Below are 21,531 nucleotides of genomic sequence, written 5' to 3'. Positions count from 1 at the left end.
CGGTTATTTTATTTCTGGATAATATCCTTCTTCGGGAATATCTATTTCATACTTTTTTCTTGAAGCATTATTCAGGTGATCGTCCCTTAACCACGGATTATGAATCTTCAGTATTTTATAATTAATGCCGAATTGCTTTGCGAAATCAGGGAAATCATGCACCACGGTATCTACTTCAACCTTAAAAGTAGGAATATAAGCATACAGATCATCTTCTTCTAAATCGAATCCATACTTCTCCGGAGAAGACATAATCTCCTTTAACGCCAGTAAACGAAAAACGTATCTTCCGGTTTCTTCCCCAAGAAGCAAATCATAATAATCTGTAACTTTTTGCCTTTCCAGCTGCCTGGATATTCCCGCATTACCGGCATTGTAAGCTGAAGCAGCCAGGGTCCAGGATCCAAATTTCTCCTTCGCTTTTTTCAGATATTCCGCAGCAACACGGGTGGATTTTTCAATATTATAACGCTCGTCTACATTATTATTGATTTCCAGGCCATAATCTTTACCGGTGCCTTCCATAATTTGCCAAAAACCAATCGCTCTTGCCGGGGAAACCGCCTGTGTAAGGCCACTTTCAATAACAGCAAGATATTTAAAGTCCTCTGGCACTCCCTCTTCTTTTAAAATAGGTTCAATAATAGGAAAATATTTGTTCGCCCTTTTCATAAGCAGCAGCGCATTAGACTGCCAGTAGGTGTTCACCAGTAATTCCCTGTCCAGCCTTTCATAAACATCCGGATCTTCCAAAGGCACCGTTTCTCCTGCAAAATCTATATCCCGCGGAACTTCCAGGGCTTTAATCCGATAGTTTTGCGCCACACTTTTATCTGGTACAGAATCCATTTTTACACCATCTATGGCATCAACCGGAAAATCCTGCACCGCGTTTATACTTACAGCACATACTGTTAAAATTCCAACAATAATAAGCCCCTTCTTTAAATACTCCATAATCTTTCTACACTTAATGATTTATTTCTTCCATTTTTCCTTTCAGAATGATCTGCGGAAGGTGTTCGTTAAACCAGCGAAAACGGTTTATTACCATAACATGGGTACCGCCCTCCACCTTTATGTAATCCTGAATATTTTTCGCAGGGAAGATTTCATCTTTATCCCCATGAATATGTATCAATTTTTTATCTACTTCCTCACAATCCCAAAGCACCGTGTTTTTAATTGCCCAGTTTATATAACGTTTATCCCGGACGGATAAATACTGCCGGTACAGTTTTGCCCTTTTTTTAAGGTAAGTACCAAAGGCCACCTTTTCAAAATGATCTACAAAATTCAAAAGGCCTGTGGGAAGAAGTTTAAAAGCTCCTGTTTTTGCTGCGAATTTCATTGTCCCAGGCAATTCTGCTTTGCACTTTACACTTGAAATTATTATGAGCCGGTAAACATCTATATATTTACTCATCTCCTGAACAAGAATTCCGCCAAAACTAACACCAATTAAAACAGGATTCTTATGCTTAATAAACCCATTCATCCGGATGGCATATTCTTTTAAAGATTCTCCTTTTTCCGGAATAATCCACTTTAAATAATGAACTTTAAATTGCTCCTGCGGAAGTTGGATATGCTCAAAAATAGAAGGGTTCGCTGCCATTCCAGGCATAAAATATACATGCAAAACTTCTTTTTTCTCTGCCATTCAATTACTTTCCAGGTATCCACTGAAGCTGACCTCAAAATTAAAGCAATTTTATGTTCTATTACAAGAGCCGGGGAATTTATCTTTGAGAAATTTATGTAAATCAGGATTTTTGGTCCTACACCTGGAAACAGAGAGCTAAAAGTTTGCCATTAAGCTGCAGGTTCTAATTTTAAATCCTTAAATTTGAGGATCATCAAAACACTCAACGCTACTTCTTCACGTTTTAACATTTTTTAAACTTTGGTATATAATTTGAAGCTAACAAAGCGGTTTCAGGACAATTTTAATTACCGAAGCCCCTTTTTTGAAATTTGTGCAGGAATTGCAGATTTTTTTAAAAGCAGTTCTTCTAATTCCATTTTTAATTAAAACCTATATAAGATGAGTGATGAAATAAAGATAACCGATAATGAATTCCTGAGACAATTTGAGACCACCATTGATGAGGAATTGGCTACTATAGAATACTCCCAACAGGAAAGAAAAATATTTCTCACCAAAGTACTTATGTCTGAAAATTTAAGAAATGACGGCTATTTGGAACCGTTTATTGAAACAGTTCTAAAGGAAATAAAGGAAAGGAACACACGCGTTATGCCTACAAGTCCTGAAATAGCCAAATTTATGCGCAGAAACCGAAGAAAATATAAAGACCTTCTCCCGGTAGGAATTAACATCTAGTTAAACCGCAACTGCCTGCGGTTTATGCACAAAATCAAACCGCACAAGGCCGTCTTCATCAATTTCCTTTAATTCAACTTCGTGTAAAGTATTGACAAGGGCAGGATTCCATGGCGCTTTTACTTTTACGTAATTTTCAGTAAAACCATGGATGTAGCCCTTTTTGTTTTCACCTTCAAAAAGAACGCTTGCTTTATTCCCTATCTGGCTTTCATAAAAAGCTCTTCTTTTTTTAGCTGAAAGGCCACGCAGCATTTTACTTCTTTTTTTCCTGACTTTTACCGGTACCACCTGATCCATTTCGGCGGCCGGGGTATTGTCTCTTTCAGAATAGGTGAATACATGCAAATAGGAAATATCCAGCTCATTCAGGAAATTATAGGTTTCCAGGAAATGCTCATCTGTCTCACCCGGGAAACCAACAATTACATCCACACCAATACAGGCATCAGGCATAACAGCTTTTATCTGCTCTACCCTGTTTACATAAAGTTCACGCATATACCTGCGCCGCATGGCTTTAAGGATATCATTACTTCCGCTTTGCAAAGGAATATGAAAATGCGGCACGAAAGAATTACTCTCTGCAACAAAATCTATGGTTTCATTTTTCAGAAGATTAGGTTCAATAGAAGAAATGCGCAGGCGCTCAATTCCTTCTACTTCGTCCAGCGATTTTACCAGGTCTAAAAAAGTATGCTGATGCTTTTTATTGCCAAATTCCCCTTTACCGTAATCGCCGATATTCACGCCGGTAAGCACTATTTCTTTAATTCCTTTTGCTGAAATTTCAGCCGCATTGTTCAGCACATTCTCAAGCTTATCGCTTCGGGAAATCCCCCTGGCCAGTGGAATGGTGCAATAAGTGCATTTATAATCACAGCCATCCTGCACTTTTAAAAAAGCCCGGGTACGGTCACCAAAAGAATAGGAACCTACGTAAAAATCGGCTTCCTGAATTTCGCAGGAATGGATTTCCCCGAAATCATTTTTGGATAAATCGTTAAGATAATCGGTGATTTTAAATTTTTCAGTAGCGCCCAAAACCAGGTCAACACCATCTACAGCGGCAAGTTCTTCCGGTTTAAGCTGCGCATAACAACCCACACCTATTACAAACGCATTTTCGTTCACCTTTTGCGCCTGTTTTACAATGGTCTTAAAGCGTTTATCGGCATTATCGGTCACCGAACAGGTATTGATCACGTAAATATCGGCTTCTTCAGAAAAATCCACCCGCGCAAAGCCTTCATCTTTGAAAGACCTTGCGATAGTTGATGTTTCCGAAAAATTGAGCTTACAGCCCAGGGTATAAAAAGCTACTTTTTTTCCATTCATAAATCAGCCGTTTTTTATTCCAAATCTCATTCTGCCAAAGAGTTTGCAAATATACCAACTATAATTCTCTTAATAAAACAAGCACCTGAAAGGAGGAAGATAAAATCTAAAAAAATCGTAAATTAACTAAAAATAGACCACATAAGTTATGGAAGCACAAGAGGAGCCATTGTAAGCCAAAAAAATAACCGGAGAGAAAGAAAGTCGAAAATAAAAAAATGGAGTAAAATGACTGGCGCTAATGTAGATGGTATTCACTCGTATACAAAGTTGCCTCCAGAAGAGCTACAAAACCTCAGGAATAAGATCTCTTCAGAAAATCGTTTACGCCAACGTAAAATACTTGCATTAACTGCTGTTTTTACCCTCCTGTTAGGATTTGTTTTTTACTATTTCATGTTTTAAAAACTACGAGATTTTATAATTTTCAAATTAACACATTTTCAAATTCTCAAATTTAACCTAATCCCTTCGCCATTTTTTGGTTTCCTCAAAAACATGTTCCAGAATGGCTTTATCTTCTTCAGTAAACTCCACGTTTCTTCTTTTCATCACCAGTTCTGCCACCTCAAATGCTTTTTGGGTTTTATAGGTAGTGGTTCCGGCACTTCCACCCCAGCTAAAGCTTGGTACAAAATTCCGCGGAAATCCCGCCCCGAAAATATTTGCGCTCACCCCTACCACTGTGCCGGTATTAAACATCGTGTTGATCCCGCATTTGCTATGATCTCCCATCATGAGTCCGCAAAACTGAAGTCCTGTAGAAGCAAACCTTTCACTCTCATAATCCCAAAGGCGCACTTCAGCATAATTATTTTTGAGATTGGAGTTATTAGAATCTGCCCCAATATTACACCATTCCCCCAGCACCGAATTTCCCAGAAAACCATCATGCCCCTTATTCGAATTTTGCATAACCACCGAATTGTTGATCTCTCCACCAGCTTTACAACCCGGCCCAATAGTAGTAGGACCATAAATTTTCGCTCCCATTTTTAAAACAGCGGCTTCGCCAATTGCAAAAGGGCCGCGTATAAGGCTTCCTTCCAATACCTGGGCATCTTTGCCAATGTAAATTGGCCCGCCGGATGCGTTTAAAGAACAAAACTCTACGGAAGCACCTTCTTCAATAAAAATATCAGCGGCATTTATTACATGATTGGATTCCGGAATATCCCGGGAGCTTCTGCCTTCGGTAAGCAAATCGAAATCGGCTTTAATTGCCTCCCCGTTTTTAGAAAAAATATCCCAGGTATGCGCGATAAAAAAGGGCTCTTCTGCTAGTTCTACATGTTCAAAATCATCAAAATTAACCTCCTGGTTTTCCTTTACAAAAAACGCCACAATTTCTTCTTCATAAAATATCGCCTGCTGTTCTTTAAGATCTTTAACCTGTTCCACAAGTGCAGGTGTTGGCAGAAAAGCAGCATTAATCATTACATTCTCTTCCATTTCCACCATTGGCCATTTTTCTGCCAGGTAATCTTCAGTAACAGTAGAAGTGGTATTGCCCAGCCAGTTTTCCCATTTTTCACGAATAGTGAGAATTCCAATACGTAAATCGGCAACCGGGCGGGTAAAGGTAAACGGCAGCAGTTGATTTCTATAGGAGCCGTCAAATAAAATATAGTTCATTTTCAGCAAAATTTTTTGAAGTTATACAGATATATCTGTACAACTGGAAAATAAAAAAGGCCGCCTTAGAGACAGCCTTATATATTGTTAAATTTCAGGAAAAAATTATTTTTTCTTGAACTTCGCGTATTTGTTCTTGAATTTGTCAATTCTACCTGCACTATCCACAAGTTTGGATTTACCAGTGTAGTATGGATGAGAAGTTCTTGAGATCTCTAACTTCACCAAAGGATACTCAGTTCCGTCAATATCAATTGTTTCTCTTGTTTTCGCTGTAGATTTAGTTAAAAATACATCTTCGTTAGACATATCTTTAAACGCTACTAATCTATAATTTTCCGGATGGATTCCCTGCTTCATCGCTTTTAACTTTTGTTTTTCGAGCTGCAAATTTAATTATTTCATACATAAAAACAAGCACATCTTCAAAGTTTTTTAAAATATGTGTGTGTAACGTTTTACTATATTTGTTTACTAATACTCCATAAAACTAATCAATCTTTAAAACATATGGAAACTGAAAACACATCTCCCGGCAAAGTTGGCTTAAACTATGGAATTATCCTGGGACTGATTATCGTTGTAATACAGGTAATCATGTATGTTACGGGAATGGCCCTTGAAGGAGTACAATGGCCTATTTACATTTATTATGTAATCTTTGCAGCGCTTATCTTTGCAGCAATTAATGCTTTCAAGAAGAGTAATAATGGCTATTTAAGTATGTCTCAAGCTTTAAAAACCGGAGTGGCTGCAGCAGTTATAAGCGGCCTTATATTTTTGGTATACAGCATCCTGTTGGTATATGTTATCGAGCCCGGATATAGCGAACAGGTAATTGATGCTACCAGGGACAAACTAGCTGAAACTGGCAACATGACCGACGAACAGATAGAAATGACACTGGAATGGGTAGAATATGGCACTAATCCTTTTATAGGTGGAGCTATTTGGATAGGTTTGAGCGCTCTAATGGGGTTAATTTATTCCTTAATTGGTGGAGCTATTATGAAAAATAAGAACCCGTACGAAGCATAAGTTTATGCAAATATCCATCGTCATTCCTCTTCTAAATGAAGAGCAATCCATAGTGGAATTATATAATTGGATCGTAAAGGTATTACGGTCCAATACCTTTTCTTATGAGATTATTTTTATTGATGATGGTAGTACAGATGATTCCTGGAATGCGATAGAAGCCCTTTCCCGAAACGATAAATCTGTAAAAGGCATAAAATTTAACCGCAACTATGGAAAATCCCAGGCGCTGCACGCGGGGTTTCTACAAGCACAGGGAGAAGTAATCATTACCATGGATGCAGACCTTCAGGACAATCCTGAAGAAATCCCGGAACTTTACCGCATGATTCGGGAAGAAAATTACGATCTGGTTTCGGGCTGGAAAAAGAAACGCTACGATAATGTGCTCTCCAAAAATATTCCCTCCAAGGTATTCAATGCCGCGGCAAGAAAAACTTCAGGGGTAAAACTGCACGATTTTAACTGCGGCCTTAAAGCTTACCGTAAAGCAGTTGTAAAAAATATTGATGTTTATGGAGAGATGCACCGTTATATTCCCGTGCTGGCGAAAAATTCCGGTTTTACAAAAATAACCGAAAAAGAAGTACAGCACCAGGCCCGGAAGTATGGAAAAACCAAATTTGGTGTGGAACGTTTTATCAATGGTTTCCTGGACCTCATCACCATCTGGTTCTTGTCAAAATTTGGAAGACGCCCCATGCACCTGTTTGGAGCGCTGGGAGTTTTAATGTTTATATTTGGATTTATCTCTGCCGGCTGGATAGGAATTTCGAAACTCTATAAGCTTTACCACGGGCTCCCCAATGTACTGGTTACCTCCAATCCATGGTTTTACATTGCCCTTACAGTGATGGTTATTGGGAGCCAGTTATTCCTGGCGGGATTTCTCGGCGAACTTATATTAAGGTCTAAAAGAGAAAAAGAACGTTATTTAATTAATAAAACCACCGGAAATTTTTAACTTCATCATTATTTTTGTTCGTAAATAATATAAAGTATGGCACAGATAAAACCCGAAATACGCACCAAAGCCGAAGCATGGCTTACCGATATATTTGATAAGGAAACCAAGAAAAAAATTAACAACCTGCTGGAAAGCAATCCGCAGGAACTGGAAGAGAGTTTTTATAAAAACCTGGAATTTGGTACTGGTGGAATGCGCGGAATTATGGGTGTGGGCACAAACCGTATCAATAAATATACACTCGGAAAAAACACCCAGGGATTATCTGATTTTTTGAAAAAAGAATTTTCCGGGGAAAAACCCAAAGCTGCAGTAGCTTACGATTGCAGGAACAACAGTAAAGAACTGGCACAGGTGGTGGCCGATGTTTTTTCGGCTAACGGAATAGAAGTATACCTTTTTTCAAACTTAAGGCCTACGCCAGAATTGTCTTTTGCAGTAAAACATCTTAATTGTCACTGCGGAATTGTACTTACTGCCAGTCACAACCCGCCGGAATACAATGGCTACAAAGTTTACTGGCAGGATGGCGGCCAGCTGGTGCCACCACAGGATAAGGATTTAGTGGAAGTGATCAATGCCACGGAATATGGAGACATAAATTTTGAAGCAAAAAAAGAGCTTATCCATACTATAGATACAGAAGTTGACAAGGTTTTTACCGAAGCTTCGGTTAAAAATGGCAGTTTTGATACTTCAGCTTCCGCCAGGGAAAACCTCAGCATCGTTTTTACTTCCCTTCATGGGACTTCCATCACACTTGTTCCCGATGTACTGGAAAAAGCAGGTTTTAAAAATGTAAATATCGTCCAGGAGCAAAAAGAACCTGACGGCAATTTTCCCACGGTAAAATCTCCAAACCCGGAAGAGCCCGAAGCACTTAAGATGGCACTGGAACTTGCACATAAAAAGAATGCCGATATCGTGATTGGAACAGATCCCGATTGCGACCGCCTTGGAGTGGCGGTTCGAAACCTTGAAGGAAAAATGACGCTGCTTAATGGTAATCAAACCATGTTGGTGATGACATGGTTTCTACTGGAGCAATGGAAAAAAGAAAGTAAGCTGGACGGTAATGAATTTGTAGCCTCCACAATTGTTTCTACCCCAATGCTCAAAAATATTGTGGAATCTTACAATGTGGCATATCACGAAGTACTTACCGGCTTTAAATGGATAGCCAAACTTATTAAAGACCATCCCGAGCTTGATTTTGTTGGTGGTGGTGAGGAAAGTTTTGGTTACATGGTTTCTGATTTTGTACGGGACAAGGATGCCGTTACCTCTACCCTCCTCGCCTGCGAGATCGCGGCCAAAATGAAGGAAGAAGGCAGTTCTTTTTATCAGAAACTCATAGAACTTTATACCGAATATGGCCTTTATCGCGAAGAACTCATTTCCCTGGTTAAAAAAGGAATTGAAGGCGAAAAGGAAATCAGGCAAATGCTGGTTGACCTGCGGGAAAACCCCTGGGAAGAGATAGATGGTGAAAAAGTGGTTTTAATTGAAGATTATCAGGCTTCCACCAAAAGAAACCTTCAGGATCATTCCGAAGAAAAAATAGATATTCCAAAATCCAATGTACTTATTTATTATACTGAAAGTGGTACAAAAATCGCTGCCCGCCCCAGTGGGACCGAACCTAAGATCAAGTTCTACATTAGTGTAAATGCAGACCTTGATAGAGTTGAAAATCATAAGAAAGTAAACCAGGAATTAGCCGACAAAGTTTCAAGAATAAAACAAGAACTTCAATTGGGCTAATCCCTATACGCCTATGTCATATTTTAGAAAAGTACTTCAGTTCGCGAAGCCTTACAAGCGTTTCGCGATACTGAATATTATTTCCAATATTTTTTACGCCATTTTTAGCACCCTCGCTTTTCTGGCTTTTATCCCTATGCTCCAGGTGCTTTTTCAGGAAGAGGAACCCATCCTGGCAGAACCGCAATGGAACGGCAGTTTTGGAACCTTTAAGGATTATGCCAGTGATTATGCTAATTATTTCCTTAACCAGCGGGTGGAGGAATACGGGCAAATTTCAGCCTTAATCACTATTTGTGTACTGGTAATTATCCTATTCCTTTTAAAAAACCTGTTTAACTATCTTGCGATGTATTTTATTGCAAATCTCAGGAATGGGATGTTGAGGGATATCAGGAACAAGATTTACGATAAAATTATTGAATTACCTGTTTCTTTTTTTTCTGAAAAACGAAAAGGGGATTTTATTTCCAGGATTACCAGTGATGTACAGGAAATCCAATCATCATTTCTAAGCATGTTAGAAATGTTCATCAAAGAGCCGCTTACGCTTATTTTCACGCTCATTGCGATGATCGCCATAAGCCCTAAATTAACTTTATTTGTCTTTATATTTTTACCACTTGCCGGCCTTCTTATTTCTTCAATAGGAAAAAAACTGAAAGCAAAATCCACCAGTGCGCAGCAGGAAAATGCCACTTTTCTCTCTCTGGTAGAGGAAACTCTTTCCAGCCTCAAGATTATTAAAGGTTTTAATGCTGAAGACAGGTTCAGGCATAAATTCAGAAGCAGCACCGGCAGGCTTAACAGAATTCTGAATTCCCTCCTGCACCGGCAGGATTTGGCTTCTCCTATGAGCGAATTTCTTGGAGTTGTGGTGATAACAGTAATTCTTTGGTTTGGTGGCAATATGGTTTTAATAGACCAAACTATGGATGCCTCTACTTTTATTGGTTTTCTCGTACTAACTTACAATATCCTGACTCCTGCCAAAGCAATTTCAAAAGCCACCTATAGCATTCAAAAAGGTAATGCCAGTGCCGAAAGGATCCTGGAAATTATTGAGACACAGAGCAATATTAAGGACAGGGAAAATGCGATTGAGAAACATTCTTTTGATTCAGATATACAAATTGATAATATTTCCTTTAGGTATGAAAAGGAGAAAGTACTGAAGAACTTTTCCCTGCAGGTAAAGGTGGGGGAAACTGTGGCCCTGGTAGGCCAGTCCGGGAGTGGAAAGTCAACCATTGCCAACCTTATTACCCGGTTTTACGATGTGAATGAGGGCGGAATAAAATTGGATGGTGTCGATATTCGGGATATTTCCAAAGCTTCTTTAAGGAATCTTATGGGCCTTGTTACCCAGGACTCCATTTTGTTTAATGATACCATCAGGAACAATGTGGGGCTGGGGAAAGAAGATGCCACGGAAGCCGAGATTATAGACGCTCTTAAAGTTGCCAATGCCTGGGAATTCGTAAAAGACCTGCCGCAGGCTTTAGATACCAATATTGGGGACAGCGGAAATAAACTTAGTGGCGGACAAAAACAAAGGCTTTCTATCGCGCGGGCCGTACTTAAGAATTCTCCAATCATGATTTTGGATGAGGCGACCTCGGCTTTGGATACCGAGAGTGAAAAATTGGTTCAGAAAGCCCTGGAAAACATGATGAAGAACCGTACTTCTATTGTTATTGCGCACCGTCTTTCCACTATTCAAAATGCAGATAAAATTGTGGTGATGCAAAAAGGAGAAGTTGTGGAAGCCGGACGGCATGAAGAACTTCTGGCTCAAAAAGGCAATTATCGCAAATTAGTCGAAATGCAATCTTTTGATTGATCTGGATGTAAATTCTTACAAGATAATTTATTTAAACTTTGAACAAATAAAAAATGGATGAAAGTAGGTTTCATCCATTTTTATAAAAGTCATTTCCATATTGGGGCTAATGAAAACAACATCTTTGATTCGATTTAACTTTGGGGCAAAAAAAGATTAAATCATTTCTGATGCTGTAAATATACAACTAAATTCCATTTTGCCAAGAAAAAAGTGTATTTCAACAGAAAAAAAAGCACTTTATCTGGTTATACATCCATTTTTGAATTAATTTTCCTACAATTTTCCATCTGTAAAGGCTGGAGTGACTACAAATTTTTAAATATCTTTAAGCCCGGAAGCAAAACAAGTATTGTTCAGCAAATTGAAAAGCAGTTGGATAAGTCTGAAAATGAATTAATAGAACGCCTGAAAACCAAAGCTACTGCGCAGGATGCTTTCCGGGAACTTGTTTCAATACATAAGGAAAGACTTTACTGGCACATCAGGAATATGGTAAAAAACCATGATGACACTGATGACATTCTTCAGAATACCTTCATTAAAATTTTTAAAAATATCCGTAACTTTAAAGGAGAAAGCAGGCTTTTTTCCTGGATGTACAGGATAGCAACCAACGAGGCGATCACATTTTTGAACAAAAAAGCAAGGAAGCTACAGATCACTTCAGAAGATTTACAGGAACAAATTATCTCCAACCTGGAAAGCGATGTCTATTTTGACGGAGGTGAGATTGAACTGAAACTGCAAAAAGCCATTAATAGCCTGCCCGCCAAACAGCAACAGGTTTTTAATATGAAATATTTTGAGGAATTAAAATACAGGGAAATGGCAGAAATTCTGGAGACCAGCGAAGGGGCACTTAAGGCCAGTTATCATATTGCCGCTAAAAAAATTGAAGAATTTTTGAAAACAAATTAAACCTTCTGTAAAAACGGAAGTCAAATAAACAAATGAAAACGAACAAGCTACCACACAAATCTAAATCGGGATTCAAAGTTCCCGATAAGTATTTTGAGGATCTCGAGGAGAGCCTTATGGATGGCTTATTCCCTGCATCAGAAGAACCTGTTCCTGAACAGGAAATTTCCAGCGGCTTTAAAACGCCAGAAAATTATTTTGAAAATTTTAATGTAGAGTTGCCTGCGCAGGAAGATTCCAGAGTAGTTTCTATTTTCAGCAGAAGAACACTTTATTATGTTGCCGGGATCGCAGCTGTTTTAATTGCCGTGTTTAGTGGCCTGTTTGTTGAAAATACCGCTAAGGCTTCCTGGGACAGCTTAGAACTTTCTGCGATAGAAAGTTATATACAAGAAGGATATCTGGACATGCCGGAGTCTGAAATAACCAGTTATCTATATGAAGATGGCTATGTGGTTGAAGATGCAGATTTCAAAAATGTTGATTCAAATGCTGTTGTAGATTATCTTGACGAGCATGTGGAAGACCCTACTTATATATTTGAACAATAATGAAAAAATCTTTACTTGTTTTTCTAATGTTTATCTGTTTTTGGCATTCTAATGCGCAGGAGGAGAGAGAACGCATTAAAGCCCTGAAAACGGCTTTTATTACCCAGGAATTGAATATGAGCAATAAAGTTGCTCAAAAATTCTGGCCTATTTACGAAGAATACGAGAATAAAAGAAGGCAGCTGCATGAAGAGGAGGACACCAAACTGCTGGATACGGAGTGTATAAATGACGAGCAGGCAGAAAAAATACTGGACGAGTACCTGGATATTGAAAGGCAGGAATATGTAATTAAAAAACAACTTTTTAAGGATCTTAAGGAAATTTTATCCACAAAAGAAATTATAAAATTGCACCGGCTGGAAGATGAATTCCACCGAAAATTAATTAGAGAGTATCGCGAAAGGAAAAAGCGCGAACAGGAAAATAGTAAAAAATAAAAACTTTAGATTTAGTTTTTTGGTTAGTTAGTTAGTAATTGTATTCCGGATAGCTTTTGTTGTCCGGAATACTTTTTTAGGCCCTTAACGAATTATCTGAAGATAAGCCTGGCTACCTTCCCCTGGCCTGCCGCGTATGCCGTAGAGTCATTTACAAACCTTAAAGTGTAAAAACCTTCCCCTGAAATTTCACTCCAGCTTTCCCCGCTATTTTTACTATAGGAAATACCAGTAAATCCTACCGTCACAATCTCTTTCCCCCCAGAATTTGGCACATACCGCACACCGCTTTTATAACCCGGCTCCTCCCCTTCTGCAATTAATTTCCATGTTTTGCCTCCATCGCGGGTAACGGCTTTATTGCCATTATTCCCTCCCGGCGCGGTATAATCTCCGCCTATAATTATTCCATTTTCAGCATCATAAAAATCCATGCTGTATCCTCCTTTGGTCGGTTCTCCCTGGAGCAGCGGAGTTTCAAAAACTTCCCAGTTTTTCCCTTTATCCGGAGAAAAGAAGATTCTTGATTTCATTCCGCCGGAAAGAATCCATGTTTTTCCTCCTTCTATGGTTATATTCGAATTGCTGGCGGCAAACGCGGCTTCCCCCTGCGCAGCTTCAGGTAAATTTTCACAGGAAATTTTATTCCAGGTATTGCCTCCATCGCGGGTTATTATAATAGAAAGGCAATTTTCGGTTGGATCGCCCATCGCTATGCCTTCCTCGTCGTTCCAAAAAGCCATGGCATCATAAAATACATTTTCATCCTCTTCCTTATACACCAGCTCCATTTTACCATTTTCACCGGTTTTATAGAGCAATGCGGGATTTCCCACACCAAGCATAAAAAAATCATTGGCAGTGCTTGCCACAGCCCGAAATTCCGGAGTAAGCGTATCATATTTCTGCACATTTGTTTTCCATGTTCCTTTTGCGGAATTATACAGGCCATAAGTGCCGTTATTGGCAGCAAAAACAAGGTTATTCCCAATAACTTCTATAGCTCTAATGCTCAAAGAATCATCCTGAAGAATATTTTTGATTTCAACTTCAGAAAAAAATGTCTCTGAAGGATTTTCAGATTTATCTTCAGATTTTGGATCAGACTTACAGGAAACAATAACAAGAATAATGAGGTACAGCAATTTTTTCATAAAATGATCTTCTAATTCCGGCGCCAGTTTTTTCGGCAATAAACCAAAGATAAATTTTTCCGAAGCAAAAAACCGTACCTTTGCAGCCTTAAAATTATTTTATGCGCTTACACAGAAACCTGGTTTTCGCGACCATAGATTCTTTATCTGAAATTTTTAACGAGGGAAAATATGCCGATAAGGTGATACAGGGCACCCTGAAAAGGGATAAACGCTGGGGTTCCCGCGACAGAAGTTTTATTGCTGAAACCACTTACGATATCGTACGCTGGAAAAGGCTTTATGCTGAAATTGCCGAAGTTAAAGAGCCTTTTTCCAGGGAAAACCTGTTTCGCCTTTTCGCCGTGTGGGCGACTTTGAGAGGAATTGAACTGCCGGATTGGAAACAAATTGAAGATACTCCAACCCGTAGAATTAAAGGAAGGTTTGACGCGTTGAGCAAAATCAGAAAGTTCAGGGAATCCATTCCAGACTGGCTGGACGAACTGGGAGTCGTAGAGCTGGGTGAAGACACCTGGACCAAAGAAATACATGCTTTAAATAATCTGGCGCCGGTAATTGTAAGAACAAATACGCTTAGAACCAATAAGGAAAACCTGAAACAGGAACTTCTAAAGGAGGAAATTGAAGCCTTTCCGGTAAAAAATTATCCTGAAGCGCTTGAACTTAAAGAAAGAGCTAATGTATTTAGAACCAAGGCTTTTAAAGATGGATTCTTTGAAGTGCAGGACGCTTCTTCACAACTGGTCGCTCATTTTCTTGAAGTTGAACCCGGGATGCGCGTGGTGGATACCTGTGCGGGAGCCGGCGGTAAAACGCTGCATCTGGCAGCTTTAATGGAAAATAAGGGACAAATTATCGCGCTGGATATTTTCGGAAATAAACTAAAAGAGCTTAAACGCCGCGCAAAACGTGCCGGAGCGCATAATATTGAGACCAGGGAAATTGATACCACCAAAGTTATTAAAAAGCTCCATAACAGTGCCGACCGGGTTTTAATTGATGCTCCCTGTAGTGGCCTCGGAGTGCTCAGCAGGAATCCTGATGCCAAATGGAAACTGGAACCAGAATTTATAGCCAAAATAAAAAACACGCAGGCCGATATTTTGAATCAGTATTCTAAAATTCTTAAGCCGGGAGGAAAAATGGTTTACGCCACCTGTTCAGTTTTGCCTTCTGAAAACCAGGAGCAGGTAGAAAATTTCCTGAATCGTGAGGAAGGAAAAGATTTCAAGCTCGTTAAAGATCAGAAAATTCTTTCTTCTGATACCGGCTATGACGGGTTTTATATGGCCCTGCTGGAATTAAAAAAGTAACTTAATCTTAATTTATAAATCCACATTTCAATGATTTCAAAGACAAAATTTTTAATATTCTTCAGCCTGTGTGTTTTTGCAGCCTGCAGTTCTGATGACGACAATAATATAGTAGATACCACCGATCCAGATCCTGTAGAGGAAGGGCCGGGAGAAGATCCCGGATTTCTGATCCCGGAGGACATTGCCGCATACTATGCTGATGTTGATTTCAGTTTGGCCGCAGAAGACCTGGAACAGGAACTTACAGAACTCAGCAATGCCAGGCATACCATAACTTTAAGTTATACCGATAGGCATGACTATTTATACAATGCCAATGAAGATCCTGAGAATAGCGCAAATGTAGTGCTGGTATACAGCAGTGAAAGTCGGGATAAAAGGGAATACATCTCCAGTGCCAATCCCTACTCTCCACAAACTTTTAATACCGAGCATATTTACCCGCAGTCCTATTTGAACAGTGATGATGTAAAGGCCGACCTGCACAACCTGGAGCCAGGGGACCAGAATGTAAATTCTTCCCGTGAAAACTACCCGTTTGCCGATGGGGAGGGAAGTTACCACCTGGTTAACAATTCAGCCTGGTATCCCGGGGAAAACTGGACAGGTGATATTGCGCGCATCATCATGTACATGAACCTTACTTATGGCGAAAGTTTTAGTGATGTGGGCAGCATGGACCTTTTCCTAAAATGGAACAGGCAGGACCCTGTTTCGGTTTTAGAAGTACAGCGCAACAATGCAATAGAAAGCGCACAGGGCAACCGTAATCCTTTTATTGACAATCCTTACCTGGCTACTTTAATTTGGGGCGGCGAAGATGCCGTAAATACCTGGACCGAAGATTATGCCGGCCCGGTTAGCGAAGATTATACTGAAGATACCACCGGTGAGGACAATGATGATGAAGACGAAAACGAAAACCCGGAGGAAGGTGATGGTGATGAAGATGGCGAAGAAACAGGCGGTGATAACCAAGACACTGTGCTCCTTTTTTCAGAATATGTTGAGGGCAGCGGAAATAACAAAGCCCTGGAAATTGTTAACCTTTCTGAAGAAGCCATAGACCTGGAAGCGGCTGGTTACAGCATCATGAAACAATCCAACGGCTCCGGAGACTGGGGCAATAAACTTTCTTTAACAGGTACCCTGGAAGCAGGAGATGTACTGGTGATTATCAATTCCCAATCTGAGTTGCAGAAATTATTAGATGAAGCCGATATCCGGCAGAATGGTGCTCCGGTAGACTTTAATGGAAATGATGCCGTGGGCTTATTCAAAAACGACGAGCTTACAGATATTATCGGGGTTTTTAACGATGATGCCGATTATGCCAAAGACACCACCCTTCGACGCAAGGCAGAAATCACCGTACCCGTCACTACCTACGATGCTGAACAGTGGGAAACTTTTGAAAGGAACACGGTGGATGGGATTGGAACTTATTAAATCCTAATTCCCGAAATTATTAAAAAACCGGTGCCGGCCCAGCATCGGTTTTTTTATTTTACCTTCCCTTTATTCACATCAAAAAAGCTAAATTTGTCAACAACAAAAAATAACCCGGAATGATCCTTTTCTTCGGAAACCAAACCACTAAGGTTTTTGCTGTGGAAACACACGCTAACCTTTCAGCTCAAGATATTTCTAAATTAAACTGGCTTTTTGGCGACACCACTCAAATTCATAAATCTGCTTTGGCAGATTTTTTTGTTGGCCCACGTGCCGCCATGATTACCCCCTGGAGTACCAATGCTGTTGAAATTACCCAAAATATGGGAGTCAATGGCATTATCAGGATTGAAGAATTTTTGAGGATAGATGAGCATTTTTACGATTTCGATCCCATGCTTTCCCAAAAATACAATGGGCTGGACCAGGATATTTTCGATATTCATATAAATCCGGAGCCGATAATTGAAGTTGACGATATTGAAGCTTATAACCAGAAAGAAGGTTTGGCCCTAAATATTGAAGAAGTGGCTTACCTCCAGGGCTTAGCAGACAAGTTAGGCCGAAAGCTGACCGATTCTGAAGTATTTGGTTTCTCTCAGGTAAATTCTGAACATTGCCGGCACAAAATCTTCAACGGTACTTTTGTGATTGATGGAGAAGAAAAGCCTTCCTCATTATTTAAACTGATAAGAAAAACTTCCGAAGAAAACCCCAACGAAATTGTTTCAGCATATAAAGACAATGTAGCTTTTATAAAAGGCCCCAAAGTGCAGCAGTTTGCGCCAAAGGCCCCAGACGTACCTGAGTATTACGAAAATAAGGATTTTGAATCGGTAATTTCTTTAAAGGCTGAAACCCATAATTTTCCTACTACCGTAGAGCCTTTTAACGGAGCGGCTACGGGAAGTGGTGGGGAAATACGCGATCGCCTGGCCGGCGGGAAAGGTTCTTTGCCTTTGGCGGGCACCGCGGTTTACATGACTTCTTATTCCAGGCTGGAAAAAGATCGTGCATGGGAAAGCGCAATGCAGGAGAGAAAATGGCTGTACCAGACGCCGATGGATATTTTGATAAAAGCTTCCAACGGGGCGTCAGATTTTGGGAATAAATTCGGGCAGCCCTTAATTTCAGGATCTGTGCTCACTTTTGAACATGAAGAACATCAGCGAAAACTGGGTTATGACAAAGTGATTATGCTGGCCGGGGGCATTGGTTACGGCAAAGCAAACCAGGCGAAAAAAGATATTCCGAAGAAAGGAGATAAAATCGTAGTTCTGGGAGGTGAAAATTATCGAATTGGAATGGGCGGTGCGGCGGTATCTTCCGCAGATACGGGAGAATTTGGCAGCGGCATAGAGCTTAACGCCATTCAACGTGCCAATCCCGAGATGCAAAAACGTGCGGCCAATGCCGTACGCGGAATGGTGGAAAGCGATGAAAATCCTATCGTTTCCATTCACGACCATGGTGCCGGCGGCCATTTGAACTGCCTTAGCGAATTGGTTGAAGAAACCGGCGGAAAAATAGACCTGGAAAAACTACCTGTTGGAGATCCTACCCTCTCGGCAAAAGAAATTATAGGAAATGAGTCCCAGGAACGTATGGGGCTGGTAATTGGAGAAAGCAAACTTGATATTTTAAGAAGAGTTGCAGACCGGGAGCGTTCGCCCATGTACGAGGTGGGAGATGTTACCGGTGACCATCGCTTTACCTTTGAAAGAAAAACTTCCGGTGAAAAACCCATGGACCTTGAAATGGCCGATATGTTTGGCAGTTCTCCCAAAACGGTAATGACCGATAAGACTTTAGATAGAAAATACAGCGACCTTGATTATTCTTCAGAAAAAATACAGGAATATGTAGAGCAGGTACTGCAACTGGAGGCTGTGGCCTGTAAAGACTGGCTTATCAATAAGGTGGACCGCTGCGTGAGCGGCCGGGTGGCGAAACAGCAAACCGCCGGCCCTTTGCAGCTTCCGCTGAATAATTGCGGGGTCATGGCGCTGGATTACAACGGCAAAGAAGGTGTGGCCACTTCTATTGGGCACTCCCCTGTTTCGGCCCTTGTAGATCCTGTGGCCGGTTCTAAAAATTCTATTGGCGAGGCCCTTTCCAACATTATCTGGGCGCCGCTTGAAAAAGGGCTAAAATCGGTTTCCCTGTCGGCTAACTGGATGTGGCCGTGCAATAACGAAGGCGAAGATGCACGGCTTTATGAAGCTGTTCAGGGTGTATCAGACTTTGCTATTGCTCTGGGAATAAATGTTCCCACCGGAAAAGATTCCCTTTCGATGAAGCAGAAATACCACACCGAGGAGGTGATTGCCCCGGGCACCGTTATTATTTCGGCTGCCGGGCATTGTGACGATATTACCAAAGTGGTAGAGCCGGTACTGCAAAAAGATGGTGGCGATATCTATTATATCAACATGTCCCAGGATGCGTTTAAACTTGGCGGTTCTTCCTTCGCCCAAATCCTGAACAAAGTGGGCGCTGAAGTTCCTAATATTAAAAATGATGAAAAATTCGCTGATATTTTTTACAATATCCAGGGGCTTATTAAAACTGAATTGATTTTGGCAGGGCACGATGTTGCTTCCGGCGGATTAATTACCACTTTGCTGGAAATGTGCTTTGCCGATGTGAATTTGGGAGCAGAAATTGACCTTTCAGCTTTAAATGAAAAAGATTCAGTTAAACTATTGTTTAATGAAAACTGCGGAATTGTTTTCCAGGCCAAAGATGATGCCGCTGAACAGGTGCTGACTGATAATAATATCGAATTCTTCAAAATTGGCCGGGCAACCGAAGCAAACGAACTGAAAATTAAGAACGGCACTGAAAACTTCAGTTTTAATATTTCAGCATTAAGGGATAAATGGTTTGAAACTTCGTTCCTCCTCGACCAGAAACAAAGCGGAAAAGATAAAGCAACAGAACGCTTTAACAATTATAAAAACCAGCCGCTGGAATTTAAATTTCCGGCACATTTTACAGGCAAGCTTCCTGTCACTTCGAGCCCAGTCGAGAAGTTTAGAGGGGGAGGCATAAAAGCAGCGATAATCCGTGAAAAAGGATCAAATTCTGAAAGGGAAATGGCGCGGGCCATGCATCTTGCGGGATTTGATGTGAAAGACGTGCACATGACCGACCTCATAAGCGGGCGGGAAACGTTGGAAGACATCAGGTTTATCGCAGCGGTAGGTGGCTTCTCAAATTCAGACGTTCTGGGCAGCGCGAAAGGCTGGGCCGGGGCTTTTCTATATAACGAAAAGGCCAAAGCCGCTTTAGAAAATTTCTTCAGCAGGGAAGACACCTTGTCTATTGGGGTTTGTAACGGCTGCCAGCTTTTTATAGAACTCGGTTTGATAAACCCAGATCATGAGCAAAAACCAAAAATGCTGCACAATGCTTCAGGAAAGTTTGAGTGCGTATTTACTTCAGTAGAAATAAAAGAAAACAATTCGGTAATGCTTTCCAGCCTTTCGGGCAGTACCCTGGGAATCTGGGCAGCGCACGGGGAGGGAAAATTCAGTTTTCCTTACCCAAAAGAGAAGTATAACATTATTGGGGAATATGGCTACAATAAATATCCTTCCAATCCCAATGGCTCCAACCATAACACGGCTATTCTTACCGATGATACCGGAAGACACCTGGTAATGATGCCCCACCTGGAGCGCTCCACTTTTCAGTGGAACTGGGCGAATTATCCTAAGGGAAGGAAAGATGAAGTTTCCCCATGGCTGGAAGCTTTTGTAAATGCCAGGCAATGGCTGGAAGAAAAAGCATAGCCTCTAAAAGTAAAAATTTAGAGTAGAAAAAGCCTCCCACTTTAAAACGGGAGGCTTTTTGGGTTTTTAGCTGGATGAAGGTTCTTCCGGAACCTGTTGGACCTTTATCGATATAATATTAGAATAATGCTCTTTACGGCAGTACTTCATTTTTACCATTTTCATGCCCAGCTACTGGGTCTGCGCAGCTTCATTTTTCATGTATGAAAGAACCAGGAATGGAATCGGTGATTTGCACCTGCCGTATTTCTCCTCTTTCCCAGGCATTGGCAAGCGAATCCACCTCTGGCCATGGAATATCCTGTCGTCCTTCCCTCCTCTCAGCCGTGGAAATGCCAAAGTTTTCATCCCTTTTATCAATAAGTTCCCGGCGCAGCTGCCCATCTTCAGTAAAGCCCATCATTATAAGCGGGGGGCCGTAAGGGAGTTTCTTATCCCTGTCGGTATGCCAGGTATGTATGGTTTTCCCGTAGGTGGAAACGAGGTTCTCCATCAGGATATGCTCTACATCTTCAGGAATACCGGGAGCTATTAATGTTCCCGACTTCACCTCGTAATCGTGGGAATGCCAAAGCTTCTTCTCTTCAGCAGGTAAGGTCTTAAAGAGGTTTTCGGTAACGATGTATTCAATTCCCATAATCTTGGCATCATCGTTATTCCCGTCAAAAATAATGGCTTGGTAGAGATCTTCATTAATTTGGGTTACATAATGGTGCGCTTCCATTTGCCCTTCCATATAACCATTGTAAAAATGAAACCCATCAAGATAAACATCCATCTTTCTTAAAGGCGTCTTGTCCTGAAGCACATCTGCCCCTACCCCCAGTATTTTAGATTCGGTTGTCTTTTTATCCCCAGGGGCGGTAATGTTCGATTCTGAATTTTCTCCCCCGCATGCCGCACAAACTATCAGCATTAGCAGGTAAAATCTTGCTCTTCTTTTCATACCTCTATTGTTTTTAACT

At 40.7% G+C, this 21,531-nt stretch carries 18 protein-coding genes; 11 read left to right on the top strand and 7 right to left on the bottom strand.

What is annotated here, in order from left to right; genetic code table 11:
* Positions 1 to 3: 3 nt before the first annotated feature.
* A complete protein-coding gene (locus tag RM553_RS10645) occupies positions 4 to 957 on the bottom strand; it encodes a lytic transglycosylase domain-containing protein (protein WP_311534905.1) in 954 nt (317 codons plus the stop codon).
* 13 nt (positions 958 to 970) lie between these two features.
* Entirely contained in the window at positions 971 to 1,663 is a 693-nt protein-coding gene (locus RM553_RS10640; RefSeq protein WP_311534904.1) for an alpha/beta hydrolase, read from the bottom strand.
* Between the two features lie 384 nt (positions 1,664 to 2,047).
* On the opposite strand from RM553_RS10640, the gene RM553_RS10635 reads away from it, so the two are divergent.
* Positions 2,048 to 2,347 (top strand): N-acetyltransferase, encoded by a 300-nt coding sequence (locus RM553_RS10635; protein WP_311534903.1) that lies wholly within the window; start codon positions 2,048 to 2,050, stop codon positions 2,345 to 2,347.
* On the opposite strand, the gene mtaB is transcribed toward RM553_RS10635, so the two are convergent.
* The 3 genes from mtaB to RM553_RS10620 form a co-directional block, all read right to left on the bottom strand.
* A complete protein-coding gene (mtaB, locus tag RM553_RS10630) occupies positions 2,348 to 3,685 on the bottom strand; it encodes a tRNA (N(6)-L-threonylcarbamoyladenosine(37)-C(2))-methylthiotransferase MtaB (RefSeq protein WP_311534902.1) in 1,338 nt (445 codons plus the stop codon).
* 462 nt (positions 3,686 to 4,147) lie between these two features.
* Positions 4,148 to 5,320 (bottom strand): GlmU family protein, encoded by a 1,173-nt coding sequence (locus RM553_RS10625; protein WP_311534901.1) that lies wholly within the window; start codon positions 5,318 to 5,320, stop codon positions 4,148 to 4,150.
* Positions 5,321 to 5,425: 105 nt separating this feature from the next.
* Entirely contained in the window at positions 5,426 to 5,680 is a 255-nt protein-coding gene (locus RM553_RS10620) for a type B 50S ribosomal protein L31 (RefSeq protein ID WP_311534900.1), read from the bottom strand.
* A gap of 150 nt (positions 5,681 to 5,830) precedes the next feature.
* On the opposite strand from RM553_RS10620, the gene RM553_RS10615 reads away from it, so the two are divergent.
* The 7 genes from RM553_RS10615 to RM553_RS10585 all read left to right on the top strand — a co-directional run bounded on the left by RM553_RS10615 (position 5,831) and on the right by RM553_RS10585 (position 12,844).
* On the top strand, positions 5,831 to 6,358 hold the full coding sequence (locus RM553_RS10615; RefSeq protein ID WP_311534899.1) for a DUF4199 domain-containing protein: 528 nt from the start codon (positions 5,831 to 5,833) through the stop codon (positions 6,356 to 6,358).
* 4 nt (positions 6,359 to 6,362) lie between these two features.
* On the top strand, positions 6,363 to 7,322 hold the full coding sequence (locus tag RM553_RS10610) for a glycosyltransferase family 2 protein (RefSeq protein ID WP_311534898.1): 960 nt from the start codon (positions 6,363 to 6,365) through the stop codon (positions 7,320 to 7,322).
* 36 nt (positions 7,323 to 7,358) lie between these two features.
* Positions 7,359 to 9,089 (top strand): phospho-sugar mutase, encoded by a 1,731-nt coding sequence (locus RM553_RS10605; RefSeq protein WP_311534897.1) that lies wholly within the window; start codon positions 7,359 to 7,361, stop codon positions 9,087 to 9,089.
* Between the two features lie 13 nt (positions 9,090 to 9,102).
* Positions 9,103 to 10,932, top strand: coding sequence for an ABC transporter ATP-binding protein (locus tag RM553_RS10600; protein WP_311534896.1), 1,830 nt, complete (start codon positions 9,103 to 9,105; stop codon positions 10,930 to 10,932).
* Positions 10,933 to 11,307: 375 nt separating this feature from the next.
* On the top strand, positions 11,308 to 11,853 hold the full coding sequence (locus RM553_RS10595; RefSeq protein ID WP_311534935.1) for an RNA polymerase sigma factor: 546 nt from the start codon (positions 11,308 to 11,310) through the stop codon (positions 11,851 to 11,853).
* Between the two features lie 32 nt (positions 11,854 to 11,885).
* Positions 11,886 to 12,404, top strand: coding sequence for a hypothetical protein (locus RM553_RS10590; protein WP_311534895.1), 519 nt, complete (start codon positions 11,886 to 11,888; stop codon positions 12,402 to 12,404).
* Positions 12,404 to 12,844 (top strand): hypothetical protein, encoded by a 441-nt coding sequence (locus RM553_RS10585; RefSeq protein WP_311534894.1) that lies wholly within the window; start codon positions 12,404 to 12,406, stop codon positions 12,842 to 12,844. Before RM553_RS10590 ends, RM553_RS10585 begins: the two co-directional genes overlap by 1 nt.
* A 92-nt stretch (positions 12,845 to 12,936) precedes the next feature.
* On the opposite strand, the gene RM553_RS10580 is transcribed toward RM553_RS10585, so the two are convergent.
* Positions 12,937 to 13,998 (bottom strand): WD40/YVTN/BNR-like repeat-containing protein, encoded by a 1,062-nt coding sequence (locus RM553_RS10580; RefSeq protein WP_311534893.1) that lies wholly within the window; start codon positions 13,996 to 13,998, stop codon positions 12,937 to 12,939.
* 101 nt (positions 13,999 to 14,099) lie between these two features.
* Between RM553_RS10580 and RM553_RS10575 the strand changes: the two genes are divergently transcribed.
* The 3 genes from RM553_RS10575 (at position 14,100) to purL (ending at position 20,566) form a co-directional block, all read left to right on the top strand.
* On the top strand, positions 14,100 to 15,314 hold the full coding sequence (locus tag RM553_RS10575) for an RsmB/NOP family class I SAM-dependent RNA methyltransferase (protein WP_311534892.1): 1,215 nt from the start codon (positions 14,100 to 14,102) through the stop codon (positions 15,312 to 15,314).
* Positions 15,315 to 15,344: 30 nt separating this feature from the next.
* On the top strand, positions 15,345 to 16,766 hold the full coding sequence (locus RM553_RS10570; protein WP_311534891.1) for an endonuclease: 1,422 nt from the start codon (positions 15,345 to 15,347) through the stop codon (positions 16,764 to 16,766).
* 119 nt (positions 16,767 to 16,885) lie between these two features.
* Entirely contained in the window at positions 16,886 to 20,566 is a 3,681-nt protein-coding gene (purL, locus tag RM553_RS10565; RefSeq protein WP_311534890.1) for a phosphoribosylformylglycinamidine synthase, read from the top strand.
* Positions 20,567 to 20,756: 190 nt separating this feature from the next.
* Here purL and RM553_RS10560 read toward each other — a convergent pair whose 3' ends face one another.
* Positions 20,757 to 21,512 carry an OBAP family protein gene (locus tag RM553_RS10560; protein WP_311534889.1) on the bottom strand — a complete coding sequence of 252 codons (756 nt, stop codon included), beginning with the start codon at positions 21,510 to 21,512 and terminating at the stop codon, positions 20,757 to 20,759.
* Between the last annotated feature and the right edge of the window lie 19 nt (positions 21,513 to 21,531).

It is taken from the genome of Autumnicola tepida, assembly GCF_031846485.1.
GTDB lineage: Bacteria > Bacteroidota > Bacteroidia > Flavobacteriales > Flavobacteriaceae > Autumnicola > Autumnicola tepida.
Note: the sequence above shows the minus strand (reverse complement) of the source record. Positions and strands in the feature narration are given on the sequence as shown.

Bases quoted from the DNA above. Each gene is read 5' to 3' on its own strand.
- purL (WP_311534890.1), top strand. From the start codon at position 16,886: ATGATCCTTTTCTTCGGAAACCAAACCACTAAGGTTTTTGCTGTGGAA.
- RM553_RS10580 (WP_311534893.1), bottom strand. From the start codon at position 13,998: ATGAAAAAATTGCTGTACCTCATTATTCTTGTTATTGTTTCCTGTAAG.
- RM553_RS10615 (WP_311534899.1), top strand. From the start codon at position 5,831: ATGGAAACTGAAAACACATCTCCCGGCAAAGTTGGCTTAAACTATGGA.
- RM553_RS10570 (WP_311534891.1), top strand. From the start codon at position 15,345: ATGATTTCAAAGACAAAATTTTTAATATTCTTCAGCCTGTGTGTTTTT.
- RM553_RS10575 (WP_311534892.1), top strand. From the start codon at position 14,100: ATGCGCTTACACAGAAACCTGGTTTTCGCGACCATAGATTCTTTATCT.
- RM553_RS10590 (WP_311534895.1), top strand. From the start codon at position 11,886: ATGAAAACGAACAAGCTACCACACAAATCTAAATCGGGATTCAAAGTT.
- RM553_RS10600 (WP_311534896.1), top strand. From the start codon at position 9,103: ATGTCATATTTTAGAAAAGTACTTCAGTTCGCGAAGCCTTACAAGCGT.
- RM553_RS10560 (WP_311534889.1), bottom strand. From the start codon at position 21,512: ATGAAAAGAAGAGCAAGATTTTACCTGCTAATGCTGATAGTTTGTGCG.
- RM553_RS10640 (WP_311534904.1), bottom strand. From the start codon at position 1,663: ATGGCAGAGAAAAAAGAAGTTTTGCATGTATATTTTATGCCTGGAATG.
- RM553_RS10620 (WP_311534900.1), bottom strand. From the start codon at position 5,680: ATGAAGCAGGGAATCCATCCGGAAAATTATAGATTAGTAGCGTTTAAA.
- RM553_RS10585 (WP_311534894.1), top strand. From the start codon at position 12,404: ATGAAAAAATCTTTACTTGTTTTTCTAATGTTTATCTGTTTTTGGCAT.
- RM553_RS10610 (WP_311534898.1), top strand. From the start codon at position 6,363: ATGCAAATATCCATCGTCATTCCTCTTCTAAATGAAGAGCAATCCATA.
- RM553_RS10635 (WP_311534903.1), top strand. From the start codon at position 2,048: ATGAGTGATGAAATAAAGATAACCGATAATGAATTCCTGAGACAATTT.
- RM553_RS10645 (WP_311534905.1), bottom strand. From the start codon at position 957: ATGGAGTATTTAAAGAAGGGGCTTATTATTGTTGGAATTTTAACAGTA.
- RM553_RS10605 (WP_311534897.1), top strand. From the start codon at position 7,359: ATGGCACAGATAAAACCCGAAATACGCACCAAAGCCGAAGCATGGCTT.
- RM553_RS10625 (WP_311534901.1), bottom strand. From the start codon at position 5,320: ATGAACTATATTTTATTTGACGGCTCCTATAGAAATCAACTGCTGCCG.
- mtaB (WP_311534902.1), bottom strand. From the start codon at position 3,685: ATGAATGGAAAAAAAGTAGCTTTTTATACCCTGGGCTGTAAGCTCAAT.